The sequence below is a fragment of the Saccharopolyspora rhizosphaerae genome (assembly GCF_003931915.1).
Taxonomy (GTDB): Bacteria; Actinomycetota; Actinomycetes; order Mycobacteriales; family Pseudonocardiaceae; genus Saccharopolyspora; species Saccharopolyspora rhizosphaerae.
Genome location: NZ_RSAA01000014.1, coordinates 193,261 through 210,037 on the forward strand (window position 1 = coordinate 193,261; position 16,777 = coordinate 210,037).

The 16,777-nt window shown below is 73.0% G+C and carries 14 protein-coding genes and 1 riboswitch; of the genes, 2 read left to right on the forward strand and 12 right to left on the reverse strand.

Features of this window, described 5'->3' with window-relative positions; translation table 11 throughout:
* Positions 1-36: 36 nt before the first annotated feature.
* A complete protein-coding gene (locus EIL87_RS13960) occupies positions 37-891 on the reverse strand; it encodes a LysR substrate-binding domain-containing protein (protein ID WP_125090950.1) in 855 nt (284 codons plus the stop codon).
* Between the two features lie 91 nt (positions 892-982).
* On the opposite strand from EIL87_RS13960, the gene EIL87_RS13965 reads away from it, so the two are divergent.
* A complete protein-coding gene (locus tag EIL87_RS13965) occupies positions 983-1,870 on the forward strand; it encodes a DMT family transporter (protein WP_125090951.1) in 888 nt (295 codons plus the stop codon).
* A gap of 222 nt (positions 1,871-2,092) precedes the next feature.
* On the opposite strand, the gene EIL87_RS13970 is transcribed toward EIL87_RS13965, so the two are convergent.
* The 9 genes from EIL87_RS13970 to cobO all read right to left on the reverse strand — a co-directional run bounded on the left by EIL87_RS13970 (position 2,093) and on the right by cobO (position 11,939).
* Positions 2,093-3,517, reverse strand: coding sequence for an aminotransferase class I/II-fold pyridoxal phosphate-dependent enzyme (locus EIL87_RS13970; protein WP_125091121.1), 1,425 nt, complete (start codon positions 3,515-3,517; stop codon positions 2,093-2,095).
* A 125-nt stretch (positions 3,518-3,642) separates the two neighbouring features.
* Positions 3,643-3,825 (reverse strand): DUF362 domain-containing protein, encoded by a 183-nt coding sequence (locus EIL87_RS13975; RefSeq protein WP_125090952.1) that lies wholly within the window; start codon positions 3,823-3,825, stop codon positions 3,643-3,645.
* Complete coding sequence (cobJ, locus tag EIL87_RS13980; protein WP_125090953.1) at positions 3,815-5,569, reverse strand: precorrin-3B C(17)-methyltransferase; 1,755 nt, start codon at positions 5,567-5,569, stop codon at positions 3,815-3,817. The genes EIL87_RS13975 and cobJ overlap by 11 nt, the downstream gene beginning before the upstream one ends.
* Positions 5,570-5,690: 121 nt before the next feature.
* Entirely contained in the window at positions 5,691-6,890 is a 1,200-nt protein-coding gene (cbiE, locus tag EIL87_RS13985) for a precorrin-6y C5,15-methyltransferase (decarboxylating) subunit CbiE (protein WP_125090954.1), read from the reverse strand.
* Positions 6,875-8,038 (reverse strand): cobalt-precorrin-5B (C(1))-methyltransferase, encoded by a 1,164-nt coding sequence (locus tag EIL87_RS13990; protein WP_125090955.1) that lies wholly within the window; start codon positions 8,036-8,038, stop codon positions 6,875-6,877. The genes cbiE and EIL87_RS13990 overlap by 16 nt, the downstream gene beginning before the upstream one ends.
* A complete protein-coding gene (gene cobM / locus EIL87_RS13995) occupies positions 8,022-9,233 on the reverse strand; it encodes a precorrin-4 C(11)-methyltransferase (protein ID WP_125090956.1) in 1,212 nt (403 codons plus the stop codon). The genes EIL87_RS13990 and cobM overlap by 17 nt, the downstream gene beginning before the upstream one ends.
* On the reverse strand, positions 9,227-9,964 hold the full coding sequence (cobI, locus tag EIL87_RS14000; RefSeq protein ID WP_125090957.1) for a precorrin-2 C(20)-methyltransferase: 738 nt from the start codon (positions 9,962-9,964) through the stop codon (positions 9,227-9,229). The genes cobM and cobI overlap by 7 nt, the downstream gene beginning before the upstream one ends.
* On the reverse strand, positions 9,961-11,331 hold the full coding sequence (locus tag EIL87_RS14005; protein WP_233576234.1) for a cobyrinate a,c-diamide synthase: 1,371 nt from the start codon (positions 11,329-11,331) through the stop codon (positions 9,961-9,963). Before EIL87_RS14005 ends, cobI begins: the two co-directional genes overlap by 4 nt.
* Complete coding sequence (gene cobO / locus EIL87_RS14010; RefSeq protein ID WP_125090958.1) at positions 11,325-11,939, reverse strand: cob(I)yrinic acid a,c-diamide adenosyltransferase; 615 nt, start codon at positions 11,937-11,939, stop codon at positions 11,325-11,327. Before cobO ends, EIL87_RS14005 begins: the two co-directional genes overlap by 7 nt.
* 122 nt (positions 11,940-12,061) lie before the next feature.
* Here cobO and EIL87_RS14015 point away from each other — a divergent pair, with 122 nt between their 5' ends.
* Complete coding sequence (locus tag EIL87_RS14015) at positions 12,062-13,222, forward strand: MFS transporter (protein ID WP_125090959.1); 1,161 nt, start codon at positions 12,062-12,064, stop codon at positions 13,220-13,222.
* A gap of 783 nt (positions 13,223-14,005) precedes the next feature.
* Here the strand turns inward: EIL87_RS14015 and EIL87_RS14020 are convergent.
* Both EIL87_RS14020 and EIL87_RS14025 read right to left on the reverse strand, forming a co-directional pair.
* Positions 14,006-16,024: a putative cobaltochelatase gene (locus EIL87_RS14020; RefSeq protein ID WP_125090960.1), complete on the reverse strand. Its 2,019-nt coding sequence runs from the start codon at positions 16,022-16,024 to the stop codon at positions 14,006-14,008.
* A gap of 34 nt (positions 16,025-16,058) precedes the next feature.
* Positions 16,059-16,231: riboswitch (cobalamin riboswitch) on the reverse strand.
* Between the two features lie 55 nt (positions 16,232-16,286).
* A complete protein-coding gene (locus tag EIL87_RS14025) occupies positions 16,287-16,769 on the reverse strand; it encodes a GNAT family N-acetyltransferase (RefSeq protein WP_125090961.1) in 483 nt (160 codons plus the stop codon).
* Positions 16,770-16,777: the final 8 nt, after the last annotated feature.

Genomic DNA, 16,777 nt, shown 5'->3' on the forward strand with positions numbered 1-16,777 from the left:
TCCGAGGAGCGCTGCGGTGCACGGCCTTCCGCCCGGTCACGCGAGTTCGGCGAGCACGGTGCGGACGACCTTGGCCGCGAGCTCGGCGACGTCCATCGACAGCCCAGGCCGGGCCCGCACCCGCAGCGGGGCGGGTTCCAAGCGGGGCAGGTCGCGCCGTTCGAGGAGCCCGGCCGGCCGCACCTTGGTCGAGGGCAGCAGCGTGACGCCGAGGCCGGCGCGGGTCGCGGCGAGCACCCCGGAGAGGTCGGCCGCCTCGCACACCAGGTCCGGTGCTCGGCCCATCCCCTCCATCGCGTCCATCGCGTGCCTGCGCAGCGTGCAAGGCTGGTCGAACACCACGAGCGGCAGCGGCGCGTCCTCGGCAGGTGGCTGCCAGTCCGGTGCGGAGAACCACTCCAGGCGCAGCTGACCTGCGTCGAGGCTGCGGCGGCAGACGGTGTCGTCGATGAGCAGCGCGATGTCGATGCCGCCGCGTTCGACGGAGTCGGCCAGCCGCGCCGTGCGGTCCAGGCGGAAGCGGACCTCGCGGTCCGGGAACGCCGAGCGCATCCCGGAGGCCAGCTCCGGCAGGAAGCGGTCGGCCGCGTGCTCGGTCGAGCCGAACACCAGGGTGCCGCGGCCCTCGGCGCCGAGCCTGCGCACCGCGTCGTCGTGCACGTCGAGGATGCGGCGCGCCTCGGCGAGCACCAGCTCGCCGTCGGCGGTGAACCGCGCCTGCCGCCCCTCGCGCACCACCAGCCGGCGGTCCAACGCCCGCTCGAGCTTGCGCACGTGCTGGCTGATCGCCGACTGCGTCAGGTACAACGCGGCTGCCGCCCGGTGGAAACCGCCGCAGTCGGCCACGGCCACCAGGCTGCGCAGCGCGATGACGTCGAGCACCGCACTCATGCGCTCAGGGTAGACCGATCAGCCGCCACGATCGATCGCGATCGCTTATCGTTGTTGGACGCCGGTGCGGTGCGCGGTGAACGCTTCAACCATGCACACGTCGCGGTCGATACCGCTCTCGCTCGCCGCTCCCGTCGTGTTCTTCTGGGCCAGCGGCTACCCGACCGGAGCGCTCGGTGTGGCCGCCGCGTCCCCGTTCCTGCTCACCGCCGTGCGCCTCGCGCTGGCGGCAGCGGCGCTCGGGGTGATCGCGCTGGTGGGCGGAGCGGTCTGGCCGAGCGGTGGCGCAGTCGGGCACAGCGCCGTCGCGGGCCTGCTGACGCACGCGATGCAGTTCGGCGGCTGCTACGGCGGGATGGCCGCCGGTGTCCCCGCCTCGATCACGGCACTGGTGATCTCGATGAACCCCGTGCTCACCGCCGCGCTGGCGGCGCTGCTGCTGCGGGAGAAGCTGAGCCGGACGCGGGTGCTGGGCCTCGTGCTCGGCGTGCTCGCGGTCCTGATCACCCTGGGCGGGCAGGTGGCGGCCGAGGGCAGCTGGAACCCCGCCATCCTGCTGACGCTGCTCGGTCTGCTGGGCTTCTCCGCCGGGGGCCTGTACCAGCAGCGCTACTGCGGGGGCATCGACATCCGCTCCGGCGGTGCCGTGCAGACCTCCGCCGCCGCGCTGGTCATCGCGGTGATCGCGGTGTTCGAGCACGGCCACGTCACGCACTGGGCGCAGGCCGGCATCGCCGTGCTGTGGCTGGTGATCACCGGCTCGGTGCTGGGCGTGAGCGCCTACCTGCGGGCGGTGGCGGTCGGCGGAGCAGCGCGGGCGAGCGCCCTGTTCTGCGCGGTGCCGCCCTGCACCGCTGTGATCGCCTGGCCGCTGCTGGGCGAGACGCCGTCGGCCGCAGTGGTCCTCGGCATCGCCCTCGCCGCCGCGGCCTGCGTCCTCGGCACGCGCACCGAAGCCCGCACCCCGACCCCCGCCTGAGTCGCTTCCCCAGCACCCCCGGAGCAGCGACGCCAGCCTGACTCCCCGAAGGCACCACCGGCCGAGCCCCGTTCGAACGTCGCGCGAAGTTCGACGATCGAAGTCTCCCCTCGAAGCTTTCGCGGAATTCGAGGTCCGAGGTTCCCCCTCGAAGTTCGCGCGAAGTTCGACGGCGCCTGGGGACCGCGAGGCGTGGAGCAGCGGGGCGCCGCGTCCTCGGCGTCAGACCGCTTGGCGGATGCGGGCCCAGGCTTGTTCGACGTGGCGGCGTTCTGTGGCCGGGGAGCCGATCGCGAGGCGCAGCAGGGTCCGGCCGTCGACCTTGGTGTGGGTGAGGTGGAGGTCGCCGGAGTCGTTGAGCGCGTCCATCACCCGGTGGGTGCGCTCGTTGGCCTCCTCCACCGGCAGGTCGGGGTACCGCGGCCGGAAGCAGACCAGCGAGAACGGGTGCGGTTCCAGCAGCTCGAAGTCCGGGTCCCGGCGCACCCACCCGGCGAACTCCTGGGCGAGCGCGACGGTGTGGCGGATGTGCTCGCGCAGGCCCTCGGCACCGAACCAGCGCACCACCGACCACAGCTTCAACGCGCGGAACCGGCGGCCGAGCGGGACCTGCCAGTCCCGGTAGTCGATCACCTCACCGGATTCGGTGGCCTCGTCGCGCAAGTACTCCGGCAGCACCGACAGCGCCTCGATCATCGGCGCCCGGTCGGCCAGCCACAGGGCGCTGCAGTCGAAGTTCGTCAGCAGCCACTTGTGCGGGTTGGTGCAGTAGGAGTCGGCGTGCTCGGCGACGCCGTCGTTGATCCAGCGCAGCTCCGGGCACACCGCGGCCACCCCGGCGTAGGCGGCGTCGACGTGCAGCCACACGCCGTGCCGGCGGCAGACCTCGCCGACCTCGGGCACCGGGTCGATCGCGGTGGTCGAGGTGGTGCCAATCGTCGCGCACACCATCGTCGGCACCGCACCGGCTTCGACGTCGGCGGAGATGAGCTCGTCGAGGTGGCGGGGGTCCATGGCGAGGGTGTCCGGATCGGTGTCGACGACCCGCACGTTGTCCGCGCCGACGCCGGACAGCCGGGCGGCCCGCTCCAGCGAGGAGTGGGTGTGCGCGGAGGCGTAGAGGACGTGCCGGCGGGTGATCCCGCGCCGCGCGACCTCCTCGCCGGTGCGTTGCAGCGCGGCGAGGCAGGCGACGAGCACGGCGCTGGAGGCGGAGTCCTGGATGACGCCGCCGCCGACGGCGTCGGTGCGGAAGTGCTCCGGCAGCCCCAGGAGTTCGACCAGCCAGTCGAGCACGACGGTCTCCAGCTCGGTGCAGGCGGGACTGGTCGCCCACACCATGCCCTGCACGCCGAGGCCGCTGGAGAGCAGGTCACCGAGGACGGAAGGGCCGCTCGAGTTCGCCGGGAAGTAGGCGAAGAAACCCGGGTGCTGCCAGTGCGTCACCCCGGGCAGCAGGACCTCGTCGAGGTCCCGGAGCACCTGTTCGAAGTCCTCACCCCGCTCCGGCGGGTGCTCGGGCAGCTTCGCCCGCACTTCGCCGGGCCGCACCTGCGACCGCACCGGGAACGACTCGATCCCCGCCCGGTAGTCGGCGATCCAGTCGACGACCACCTTGCCGATCCGCCGGAACTCCTCCGGCGACATGTCCGCTGCGCTGCGGTGCCCGACCATGCGTGTGCTCCTCGTGAGCGTGCGATCCCCGCGGGGTGGTGTGCCCACCCGAGCCCGAGCCTGGCCACCCGATCACCCGCCGCGCAAGCCCGAGGTCCTCAGCGCAGGAGGTCGATGGCGTCCCTGGGGCAGATCTCGACGCACTCGCCGCAGGACGTGCAGGCCTCGGTCACGACGCGGGGCTTGCCCGGTGCCGGGCGCAACGCGTGCTCCGGGCAGGTCAGCAGGCACGCACCGCAGGCCGTGCAGGCGTCGGTGATCAGCAGCGGCTCACCGGACATCGCCCGCCATCCAGCGGTAGCCGCGCGGGGTGACCATCCGGTGGCCGACCACAGCGGACTGCGAGGAACCGACCAGGACGGTGGTGAACATGTCCACGTCGGCTGGGTCGAACTCGCCGATCGGAGCGCACCACACCTTCTGGTCCGCGCGGCTGGCCTGGCGGACCGCGCCCACCGGGGTCGTGGCCGGCCGGTGCTCGGCGAGGATCTCCAGGGCACGTCCGAGCTGCCAGTGGCGCTGCGCCGAACGCGGGTTGTAGAAGCACACCACCAGGTCGCCCTCGGCGGCGGCGCGCACCCGGCGCTCGATCACCTCCCACGGCGTGTGCAAGTTCGAGAGGCTGATCAAGGCGTGGTCGTGGCCCAGCGGAGCGCCCAGCAGCGCCGAGGCCGACAGCGCGGCGGTCACGCCCGGGACGCCGACGACCTCGATGTCCACATCGGCCTTCTCCAGCGCCGGGCTGGCCATCGCGTACACGCCGGCATCGCCGGAGCCGATCAGCGCGACCGCCCGGCCCTGCTGCGCCAGCTCGACCGCCTCGGCCGCGCGGGCCTCCTCGGCGCCCAAGCCGGTGGCGCGCTCCTCGGTGCCGGGTCGCAGCAGGTGCCGGACCTGGTCGAGGTACTGGTCCAGGCCGACGACCACCGACGCGCGGCGCAGCTCGGCGTCGGCGCGCGGGGTGCGCAGGTCGGGGGCGCCGGGACCGATGCCCACGATCGCGAGCCTGCCGCGCGGGCTGATCCGGGCGGCGGCGACGGTGACGTTGTCACCCTTGATCTTGTCGGCGATCAGCTGGACCGGTGCGCCGTAGGCGAGTTCGGCGGCGGCGTGCAGCGCGGAGGCCTCGGCGACGCTGGGAGTGCCGACCTCGTCGCGCACCACCTCGCTCGGGTTGGGCACCTCCACGCCGGAGAGCACCTCCGCCGGGTAGGTCAGCAGCGAGAGCTCGTCGCCCTCGTGGGAGTGCCAGAAGCCCAGGTCCTGCACGGCGTCGAGGATCCCGTCCTCGTCGGCCTTGAGGTCGACGCTGGCGAACGCGCGGATGGCGCGCGGGTCCAGGCCGTGCTCGCTGTCGAGACGGGCGATGGTCTCGGTGACCGCGGTGCGGGAGACACCGCGCGCGGACCCGACGCCCACGACCAGCGTGCGCGGGACGAGGCGGAGCGTGCGCTCCTCGTCCTCGGCCGGGCGGCGGTCGTCGATCACCACCGTCCACTCCGGGTTCTCCACCTCGGGGGAGACGTTGGCCGGCAACGCGGGCAGCGGAAATCCGAGCGGGTTGACCAGCCGGACCGGTGCGCCGTCGAGGATCGCCACACCGCAGGAGGGCAGGTCGCCGTCGACGGCTGCGTCGAGCTGGTCGACGAGCTCGTCCAGCGCGGTGGTGCCGGTCGAGTCGGTCGCGGTGGTGATCACCGGGGTGCAGTCGAGGACGTCGGCGACCTGCTCGGCCAGCGCGTTCGCGCCGCCGCCGTGGCCGCCGGTGAGGGCGATGGCGAAGCGCTGCGCCTCGTCGACGCTGACGATGCCCGGATCGGTGTGCTTGTCCTGCAGCAGCGGGGCGACGAGACGGATCGTGGCGCCGCTGGCCAGGAAGAACACGGCGGCGTCGAGGTGGTCCCAGAGGCGCCGGACGGCCGGTCCGATCGGACCATCGGCGACCAGGGCTTCCGGCCCCAGCCGTCCGGCGAGTTCGGCGGCCGCCCGCCGTCCCGCCGCGGTCACCGCGAACAGACCGATCACTGCTACTCCCCTACTCGTCGTCGTCAGGTCCCCGGAAAGGATGAAAACACCCTACGACACCCCGGGGCGTGGGCGGTTCGTCCCAGTACCGCCCCTGGTTCCACTTCGGACCGGGACGCGCTCAGTCCTTCTTGCGGCCCGAGACGAGGACCACCGGGTTGGCCGCCTCCAGGCGCGAGGAGCCGTCCGGCAGTTCCGCCAAGCGCGAGGCCGCGAGCTGGACGCCCTCGACCTCGTAACCCGCCGAGCGCAACGTCTCGCGGGTCGGGCCCACCCTGTCCAGCGCCGCCAGGGCGACCACCACGCGGGAGGCCCCCGCGTGGGCGCAGGCGGTGACGACCTCGTTGCCGCCGCCGCCCACGAAGATCGCGTCCGGCCGCGGGAGCTCGCGCAGCGCCTGCGGGGCTTTGCCCTCCTCGATGCGCACGTCCACGCCGTGCCCGGCCGCGTTGGTGACCATCCGGACCACCTGGGTCTCGTCGGACTCGATCGCGATGGTCGCCGCGCCCAGCCGGGCGCACTCCACCGCCACCGAACCGGAACCCGCGCCGACGTCCCACACCAGCGTGCCGGGACGCGGGGCGAGCCGGGCCAGCGCCACCGCGCGCACCTCGGCCTTGGTGATCATGCCGTCCCGGTGCGAGAACTCGTCCTCCGACAGCGCCCACCCGGTGGCGGGCGGGATCGGCTCGCCACCGGCGATCCAGCCGCGCTGCGGCACCTCGTCGACGTCGGCCAGGCACAGCACCACGTTGGGCTCGAACCAGGTGCGCTTGGCCGCGTCCGCCGGGTCGATGGTCACCACCGACTCGTTCGGCCCACCCAGGTCCTCGGCGACGATCATGGTGCGGCGCCACCCGGCCAGGCCGGAGGCGATCTGCGCAGGCCCGGACTTCGGCGCGGTCAGCACCGCCACCGCCGACCGGGCACGGCACACGTTGATCGCCGCCGCCAGGTCGCGCCCGTGGGCGCTGACCACCACGACGTCGTCCCAGGATCGCCCGGCCCGCGCCATCAGGCGCTGCACGCTGGAGGTCGCCGGCAGCACCGTGCACCTCAGGCCGCGCTCCCGCAGCGCGCGCACCGCACCGAAGAAGCCCGGATCGCCCGAGGCCAGCACGACGCCCCGCTCGTCACCGGACAACGAGGACAGCGCGTTGAGCGCCGGTTCCAGCGGGCCGAGCTCCAGCCGTTTCGCGTGGGCCGGCGCGTGCGCGTCGAGGTGGCGCTTGCCGCCCACGACCAGCCGCGCCTGCTCCATCGCCTCGGCACCACCAGGTGGCAGAGTCGCCCCGTCCACCCCGATCACCGTGACTGCCACGTCACCCACCTCGCCTCGGTGGCCGCGACCACGTGCTCACCCTCGAAGTCGACCATGGCGACCCGGACACGCAGCCTGCGACCGCACTCCTCGCTGAACCGCTCCAATACTGCTGCCACGAGCTCGCACAACCGGTGCGCACACGCCGAGAAGTGTTCACCTCGCTGCCAGACCTCGTAGGCGCGGCGGGCGGTGGCGGCCTCGGCGACGTCGGCGACGTCCTGCTCCGTGCCGCCGAACTCGGCGGTCAGCCGCGCCAGCAGCTCGGTGTCCACCTTGGACCGGGTGTAGTGGGTCATGACCACGCCGGAGGCGAGCTTCGTGAGCTTGCCGATCATGCCGACGAACACGAGTTCGTCCAGCCCGTGCTCGACGGCCCGGCGCACCGCGGCGCCGGTGAAGTCACCGACCTCGATGAACGCCACCTCGGGCTCGTCGGGCAGCAACCGCATCGCGACCCGCTCGGTGCGCCCGCCGGTGGACAGCACGGCCACCCGGCCCTGCTGCGCGGCGAGCACCGACACCGCCTGCTCCACGCTGGAGCGCCACGAGGCCGTGGAGAACGGCCGGACGATGCCGGTCGTGCCGAGGATCGAGATGCCGCCGTAGATGCCCAGCCGCCGGTTGGTGGTCTTGCGGGCCATCTTCTCGCCGCCGGGCACGGTGATCGTGACGTCCGCGCCGCGCTCGCCGAGCACCTCGCGCACCGTCTCGCCGATCATCTGCCGCGGCACCGGGTTGATCGCCGGACCGCCGACCTCCAGGCCCAGCCCGGGCTTGGTCACGGTGCCGACGCCTTCACCACCGTGCAGCACGACCTCGCCGTCCCCGCGCGGCGTGACGCTGACCGTCAGCCGCGCGCCGTGCGTGACGTCCGGGTCGTCGCCGGCGTCCTTGACCACGACCGCCGTGGGCGGGTCGGCGCTGCCGGAGTCGACCGCGAACCGGCGTCGCACGCCGTCCGGGAAGTCGATGTCGACTGTGGCCGGGATCTCGCCGGTGACCAGGAACTCGGCCGCTGCGCGTGCTGCCGCCGCGGAGCACGCGCCGGTGGTGAACCCGGTGCGCAGCGCCTTGGGCCGGACCTTCGCGGTGCGCGGGAGGTCCGGCTCGCGCAGCGGCGGCTGCGGATCACTCTGACTGCTCATCCGGCTTCGCCGCGGGCTTGCGCTTGGCTGGCTGCTTGGACTTCGCCGCCGGCTTGGCCGGGGCCTTGCGCTTGGTTGACCCGGACTTCGCCGCACCGCCCGACTTGCGCGCGGTCCCGGTCTTGGCAGCAGTGCGGGTCGCCGTGGTGGTCGACTCCTGCTGCGGCGCAACGGCTTCCGGCTCCGGCTCAGCCGCCTCCTCGGCGGAGAACAGCTGCGACTGCGACTCGTCGGCCTGGTGGATCGGGATGCTGCGGCTGGCGCCGAAGCGGGCCGCGCCGCGCGCGGACTCCTGCCAGTCCCGCACGGCCCACCACGCCGCGTCGGACTCCTTGAGCTTGGTCGCGTCGGGCTCCTCGGGCTGCTCGCGCGGCGTCTCGGTGCGCCGGCTCGAGCGCTCGGCGCGCAGCGCGCGACGGGCCTCCTTGTCGGCCTTGCGGTAGGTGTGGAAGTGGCCCGCGTGGTACAGGTGCGAGCGCGTGCCGCCAGCGGTGAGGCCCTTGCCGATGATGAACAGCGTGTGCCGCCACAGCTTGTGCTTCTTGCAGTCGGCTTCGAGCTCGCCGAGCGTGCTGCGCACCAGCAGTTCGTCCGGCCAGGTCACCTTGTAGGCCACCAGCACCGGGGTGTCGTCCGGGTAGCCGCCTGCCCGCAGCTCCTCGACCAGCTGGCCGGTGCGCGCGGCGGAGAGGAACAGCGCCATCGTGGTGCCGTGCTTGGCGAACTCGCGCACCTTCTCGCCGTCGGGCATCGGCGTCTTGCCGCCCTCCAGGCGGGTCAGCACCAGGGACTGGGCGACCTCGGGGACGGTGAGCTCGCGGCCGACCGCCGCCGCGGCGGCGGAGAAAGCGGCCACGCCGGGCACGATCTCGACCTCGACGTTCATCCGGACCGCGGCGTCGTACTGCTCCTGGACCGCGCCCCACAGCGACGGGTCGCCGGAGTGCACGCGGGCGACCTTGAGCTTGTCGCGCTCGGCACGGCGGTAGATCTCCACCGCCTGCTCGTGGGTGAGCCGGGAGGAATCGACGAGCTCGGCGTCGGCCCGCGCGTGCTCCTGCACGCACTCCGGCGTCACCAGGCTGGCGGCCCAGACCACGATGTCGGCTTCGGCGATTCGCTTGGCGCCGCGGACCGTGATCAGGTCGGCCGCGCCGGGTCCGGCGCCGATGAACGAGATCCGGCCAGTCACCATTGCTCTCCTCTTCCGCCTCGGGGTGGCAGCACTACCACTGTCGACAAGTAAGGCGCATCGTCCACATCGGACACTTCGGCAAGCGGTAGCACCCGCGCATCCGGCGTGCCCAGGTGCTCGGCGTAGACCGAGCGGCCGAGAGCCCCGCTCTCGCCGATCGCGTCGCGCAGCTCACCCAGGCGTCGCCCGCCTTTGTAGGCAACGACCGTACCCCGTGCCTGCAACGCCGCCCGCAGCGCGGTGACGTCCCGCAGCACCGGCATCACGGTGAGTTGCTCCGAGCCCTCGGTGAGCGCGATGCCGGCTTGGGACGCGGTCGCCTGCATCGCGGTGATCCCGGGCACCGTCGCGATCTCGACCTCGGGCAACAGCTCCGCGACCGCCGCTGCCAGATAGCTGAAGGTGGAGTAGACGGCGGGGTCGCCCAAGGTGGCGAAGACCACCGTGCCGCCCTGATCACGCAGCCGCTCCGCCACGGTCTCGGCCGCGTCGTCCCAGTGCCTGCGGCGGCGTTCCTGCGGGCCGTCGACCGGGTCGGCGAGCGCGAACACCAGGCGCCGCACCCGCTCATCCCCGCCCAGGTGGGAGCGCACGATCGCCTCCGCGCGCCCCTGCTCGTCGGGGGCGAGGACCGGCACGTAGACGGTGTCGGCGTCGCGGATCTCACGCAGCGCGGCCAAGGTCAGCATCTCCGGATCGCCGGGTCCGACCCCGACTCCGACGAGTCTCATCGCAGGCACCTCATGACGAATCGTTCGACCGAGCCGGGGTGGCCGGCCGGGTGGGTGTGCAGGTAGGAGGCGTGCACGCCGCCGCGGACGAACCCTTCGCGGTGCGCACCGGCGGGACCGCGCCAGAACCAGGCCGGGGCGTCGCCGTGGCCGGGGTCGGTCGCGGTGCGGTGGAACTCGTGGCCGCTGATGCGGGTCCCCTCGGCGAACAGCGGGGACTCGGTCGCGGCCACGGCGTCGCGGTAGCCCAGGACCAGCCGCGGGGCCATGGCCGCGCGCACCGGCAGCGCTCCGCACATGGGCTCACCGTCGAGCTCCTCACCGAGGTAGAGCAGACCACCGCACTCGGCGTGCACCGGAGCGCCGGAAGCGGCGAAGGCGCGGATCTCGGAGCGCAGCGCGGTGTTCGCCGACAGCGCCGTGGCGTGCTGCTCGGGGAACCCGCCCGGCAGCACCAGCCCGGCCGTGCGCTCCGGCAGCCGCTCGTCGCGCAGCGGGTCGACGAGGACGACCTCCGCCCCCGCGGTTTCGAGGAGTTCGACGTGCTCGGCGTAGCCGAAGCTGAACGCGTGCCCACCGGCCACGGCCACGACCGGCTTGCCCTGCGGGGTCACTTCCGCCGCCGGGTCCCACGCGGGGCCCGGCAGCTCGCCCGCGCTGCGGGCGAGCGCGGCGACGGCGTCGAGGTCCACGGAGCGCTCGACCACGTCGGTCATCGCCTCCACGGCGCGCAGCGCGTCGGCTCCGTGCTCGACGGCGGTGACCAGGCCGAGGTGCCGCGAGGGCACTTCGAGGTCGTCGGTGCGCGGGACCGCCCCCAGCACGGGGAGGCCCGCGTCCTCGGCCGCCGAGCGCAGCACGTCCTCGTGGCGCTCCGAGCCGACGCGGTTGAGCAGCACTCCGGCGACCCGGACCTGCGGTCGGTAGCTGCGGAACCCGTGCAGCAGCGCGGCGAGGCTGTGGCTCTGGCCCTTGGCGTCGACGACGAGCACGACCGGCGCGTCGAGGAGCTGCGCGACGTGCGCGGTGGAGCCGAACGCGACCTCCTCGTCGGCGCCGATGCGGCCGTCGAACAGGCCCATCACGCCTTCCACCACGGAGATGTCGGCACCGGCCGATCCGTGGTGCAGCAGTGGCGCGATGCGGTCGGCACCGACCAGCACCGGGTCCAGGTTGCGCGCGGTCCGCCCGGCGGCGATCCGGTGGTAGCCGGGGTCGATGTAGTCGGGTCCGACCTTGAAGGGAGCGACGCGATCGCCACGCCTGCGCAGCGCACCGAGCAGGCCGGTCACCGCGGTGGTCTTGCCCTGCCCCGAGCCCGGAGCCGCGAAGACCACCCGTGCGGGTGACTGGGTCGTGCCTACCACTCGATGCCCTTCTGACCCTTCTGCCCGGAGTCCATGGGGTGCTTGACCTTGCCGGTCTCCATCACGAGGTCGGCGGCGTCGATCAGCGCCTGCGGCGCGTACCGGCCGGTGATGACGACGTGCTGGTGACCGTCGCGCTCGCGGAGCTTGGCGACGACCTCGTCGACGTCGACCCAGCCCCAGTGCAGCGGGTAGGTGAACTCGTCGAGGACGTAGAGGCCGTGGCGCTGCTCGTCGAGGCGGCGGGCGATCTCCTGCCAGCCTTCGAGCGCGGCTGCGGCGTGGTCCTCCTCGGTGCCCTTCTTGCGGGTCCAGGACCAGCCCTCGCCCATCTTGTGCCACTCGACGGGGCCGCCCTCGCCGGTCTCGTCGTGGAGGCGGCCGAGCGCCCGGAACGCGGACTCCTCGCCGACTCTCCACTTGGCGGACTTGACGAACTGGAAGACCCCGATGGACCAGCCCTGGTTCCAGCCGCGCAGCGCGAGGCCGAACGCGGCGGTGGACTTGCCCTTCATCTCACCGGTGTGCACCACGACGAGAGGTCGGTTGCGGCGCTGGCGGGTGGTCAGTCCGTCGGCTGGCACGGTGGAAGGCTGTCCCTGAGGCATGTGCCGACCCTAACCGGGATCATTCCCTGGGCACGGCCCCGCACCGGGTGGCCAACTTCACCGCGGCGCGCGGCGTTCGAGGCGTGAAGATGGACGGGCGTCTCAGAACAAGGAGCATCCGCATGCCCACCAGACCTCCGCTGGTGCTCGCCGCGTCCTCGTTCATCAGCAGTTTCGACCGGTTCGCCGTGACCCCGATGCTGGTGTTGATCGCGTTGAGCATGAACGTCCCGATCGCCTCGGCGGTCACCGTCGCCAGCGGGTACTTCCTGGCCTACGGCCTCTCGCAGCCGGTGTGGGGCCTGCTCTCCGACCGCTTCGGCCGGATCCCGGTCATGCGCGCGGCACTGCTGGCCGCGGCCGCGACCGGTTTGATCTCCACGTTCGCCCCGTCGCTCGCGGTGCTGATCGCGGCTCGGGTGCTCGCCGGCGCCTTCATGGGCGCCGTGGTCCCCACGACCTTGACCTACGTCGGCGACACGGTGACGCACCAGCACCGCCAGAGCGCGCTGTCGGACCTGATGGCGGCCCAGGCGCTCGGCACGGCGATGGCCACGGCGGTCGGCGGCGTGCTGGCCCACTGGCTGGACTGGCGCGTGGTCTTCGCGGTCCCCGCCCTGTGCGCGGCGGTCTGCGCCGTGCTGCTGGGCGGACTCGCCGAACCGGCCCGGGCGGCGGTGACCGGCGGCGTCGGCTCGCACATCGGCGGCGTGCTCCGCAACCGCTGGGCTCTGCTGGTGTTCGGCCTGGTCTTCGTGGAGGGCGCTGTCCTGCTCGGAACCATGACGTTCCTGGCGTCGGCCCTGGTCAACGAGGGCATGGACGTCGCCGTCGCAGGCCTGGCGACCGGCGCCTACGGCGTCGGGGTGCTCGTGTTCTCCCGGCTGGTCAAGGCCATCAACGGCGCGCTCCCGGTCTCCCGCCTGATCGCCATCGGCGGCACTCAGATGATCGTCGGCTACGGCCTGGTCACCCTGGACACGAACCTCGCCACGGTGATCATCACGGCCCTCCTGCTGGGCGGCGGCTGGTCGTTCATGCACTCCTCGCTGCAAGCCTGGGCCACGTCGGTCGCCCCGGAAGCGAGAGGAACGGCCGTGGCCCTCTTCGCCTGCGCCCTCTTCCTCGGCAGCGCAGCGGCCTCCGCAGCAGCAGGCCCCCTGGCGGACAGCGGCAACTACGCGGTCCTCTTCGCCACGGCAGGAGCAGTGGCCATCCCCCTGGTGGCCACCGCTACCTACACCAGGAACCGCTACCACCACACCCAACCCACCCCGGCCTGACCAGGAGCACCACCCCGGTCCCATCGACCAGCGGTGCGGTGGAACAAGAGCGGCGCTGCCGGGTGCTGAGGCGGTGAACCACCTCGCTCGCCACCCGCCCGCTCTGAAACTCGTGGCGGAGCCAGCCTTCCTGCTGCTCAGCGCAGGAAAGCGCTTGTCGTCAGCGAAACGCAGCACCATGATCGGTCAACCTCCCGATCACGCCACCAAGTACGCGACCCCCTGCGACACCAGCACCGCCGCAAGGCCCCATGAGCGGCCAGGCGCGGGAACCCTGTGGGTGGCTGGCGCAGGGGCAGAAGCACTGGGTGCAAGCGATGCTCAACGAGAGCGCGAGAAGTCCGAGGGGACCTGCGTGACGCGGGTGCCGATGAAACGGGTGCCTGTGCCGTTCCCGGAGCGGCTCAGGTCGGCCACCTCACCGGAACCCAGCGGACCGCGAAAGCCCCCGACAACGGGCTTTCCACCACCCCAGAATCCGGCACCGCCGCGGGTTCTCAGCGGGTCTTCTGGGGCCGGGCGCCGCGACGCCGTGTTCTTGGGGCCACATCAGGAGTGGCGCTCGGTTCCAGAGGGCCGCTGAGGTTCCGCCACCCGCGCCGCCCAGCGAGGCGACCAGGGACACCCCGAAAAAGAGCCCCGCGCTCAACCGGCCTGGGGGTCGCTGGGAGCGCGGGGCACTTCGGAGGTCCACCCCTGGGGGTCAGGTGGACTGGTGGTCACCGTACCAATCCGACCGATGGGTCGGTACTGACCGGGTTGCATGTCGTGACCAAAACGAGACTACGCCGCCAGACCGCTGCCACCGCTGACTGCGCGCACCACGCCGGCGACGTGTTCGGCGGAGAGCTCTTCGAGCTTGAGGCTGGGCCCGCCCAGGGCGGTGGCCAGCTGGTTCGCGAGTCCGAGCTGGACCGGACCGTTCTCGCAGTCGACGACGACCGAGGCGGTTCCGGTGCTCGCGAGGACACCGGCGGCGCGCACCGCGTCGTCGACGGCCTGCTTGGTGCCGGAGCCCTGGACGCCGACGGTGGCCTTGCCGTCGGTGAGCAGCACGACGAGCGGCCTGCGCTGCGGGTCGCGGGTGCTCTCGGTCTGGATGACCTGCTTGGTGCGCAGCAGGCCGTCGGCGAGCGGGGTGCGGCCGCCGGTGCGCAGCCGGCGGAGCCGCGCCGCGGCGATGTCGACCGACGAGGTGGGCGGCAGCGCGACTTCGGCCGCGTTCCCGCGGAAGGTGATCACGCCGACCTTGTCGCGGCGCTGGTAGGCATCGCGCAGCAGCGACAGGACAGCACCGCTGACGGCGTTCATCCGGTCGCGGGCGGCCATGGAGCCGGAGGCGTCGACGGCGAAGAGCACGAGGTTGCCCTCGCGGCCTTCGCGCAGGGACCTGCGCACGTCCTCGTTGCGCAGCACCAGCCCGGGTCCGGTGCGGCCGCGCACGGCCTGGTGGGGCGCGGCGGCGGCGAGGGTGGCGGTGACGTGCAGGCCGTGGCCGCCGGTGGTCGTGGCGCGGGTGGTGCGACCGCTGCGGGAGCGGGCGCGGGAGCGGCGCCCGGGTGCACCTTCGCCGAGGCCGGGGACTTCCAGCAGCCGCGCGCGGAAGGACGGACCGGCGCCGACGGGGGCGCGTTCGGAGTCCCCGCCGCTGGGCTGGTCCTGCTCCCCGCCTCCGCCGCCGGTGGGTCCGGTGGGCTCGTCCTGGGGTTCGCCGCCCCCTCCGGGCCCGCCGTCCGGTCCGCCGTCGGGGTCGTCGTCGGGGTCTTCGGGCGGCTGGTCCTCGGCTTGTTCCGCGGCGTCGGAGAGGGCCTGCTGCAGCTGGTCTTCGGCCATGCCGGGCTCGTCGAACGGGTCGCGGCGACGGCGGTGCGGCAGGGCGAGCCGGGCCGCGGCTTCGACGTCCTCCTCGGCGACGGCGTCGGCTCCGCGCCACGCGGCGTGGGCGACGGCGGTGCGCGCGAGCACGAGGTCGGCGCGCATGCCGTCGACGTCGAAGGCCGCGCACAGCGCGGAGATCCGGCGCAGCTCGGAACCGGGGAGCACGACGGCGTCGACGCGGTCGCGAGCAGCGCGGATGTGCTCGGCGAGTTCGGCGTCGGCATCGGCCCACTGGGCTGCGAACCCTTCGGGGTCGGCCTCGAAGGCGAGCCGGCGGCGGATGACCTCGGTGCGGGTGGCGACGTCGCGGCTGGCGGCGACTTGCACGGTGAGGCCGAAGCGGTCCAGCAGCTGCGGCCGGAGTTCGCCCTCTTCCGGGTTCATGGTGCCGACCAGCAGGAACGACGCGGCGTGGGACACGGAGACGCCGTCGCGCTCCACGTGCGCGCGCCCCATGGCCGCGGCGTCGAGCAGCAGGTCCACGAGGTGGTCGTGCAGCAGGTTGACCTCGTCGACGTAGAGCACACCGCGATGGGCTCCGGCGAGCAGTCCGGGCTGGAAGGCGCGCACGCCTTCGGTCAGGGCGCGTTCGAGGTCGAGCGACCCGATGAGCCGGTCCTCGGTTGCACCGACGGGCAGCTCGACGAGCTGCGCGGGCCGCCGGGTGGCGGTGTCACCGTGCGGCGCGTCGGGGCACTGGGCGTCGGGCGCGGCGGGGTCGCAGCCGAAGCGGCACCCGTCGACGACGTCCAGCGCGGGGAGCAGCGAGGCGAGCGCCCGCACCACGGTCGACTTCGCCGTGCCCTTCTCACCGCGCACCAGGACACCGCCGACGCGCGGGTGCACCGCGTTGAGCAGCAGCGCGAGCCGCAGGTCGTCGTGACCGACCACGGCGGAGAAGGGGAAGCGAGGGGCAGCGGACATGCCGGCGTGTTCCTTCCTCGGGGTGCGGACGCCCCGCTGTCGGGAACAAGGGGCCGCAGTGTCCTGACTCCCGGATCGTCACGTCCCTCCGGCCTTCCCAGGTCACCCCGGTGGCTCGCGCGGGAGGTCCGCTCCTCGGTCACAGTGGCGCCGACCGTGCCGGACTCGCACCGGCTTCCTGCCAACACCCCTTGCGTACGGATTCACCGACATCGTCCCAGACGTCGATCAAGCGCCCAACCGCCCGGCGCCGCAACTCACATCAGCGCTTGGCGCTGACGCCCGCGCGGCGGGGCTCGCGCCGCATGTCGACGTGCGGGATGCCGTCTTCGAGGTATTCGTCCCCGGACTCGACGAAGCCGAAGGACGCGTAGAAGTCCTTGGCGTAGGTCTGGGCGGACAGCACGGCGGGCGAGTTCTGGACCTCGGCGACGGCAGCGCGCATCAGCTTGCGGGCGATGCCCAGGCCGCGGGCGCTCTTGGCGGTGCAGACGCGGCCGATGCGGTAGGTGCCGTCGGGGTCTTCCAGCAGCCGGAGGTACCCGAGCACGTAGTCGTCGGCGGAGTCGACCCAGAAGTGGCGGGTGGCGTCCTCCAGGTCGCGACCGTCGAGCTCGGGGTACGGGCACTCCTGCTCGACGACGAAGACATCGACGCGCAGCCGCAGCATCCGGTAGAAGTCGTAGGCGTCCAGATCTGCGGTGTAGGCGCGTTGCACGGCTGTCGCGAGCGGCTGAAGGGTCACCCTTACCT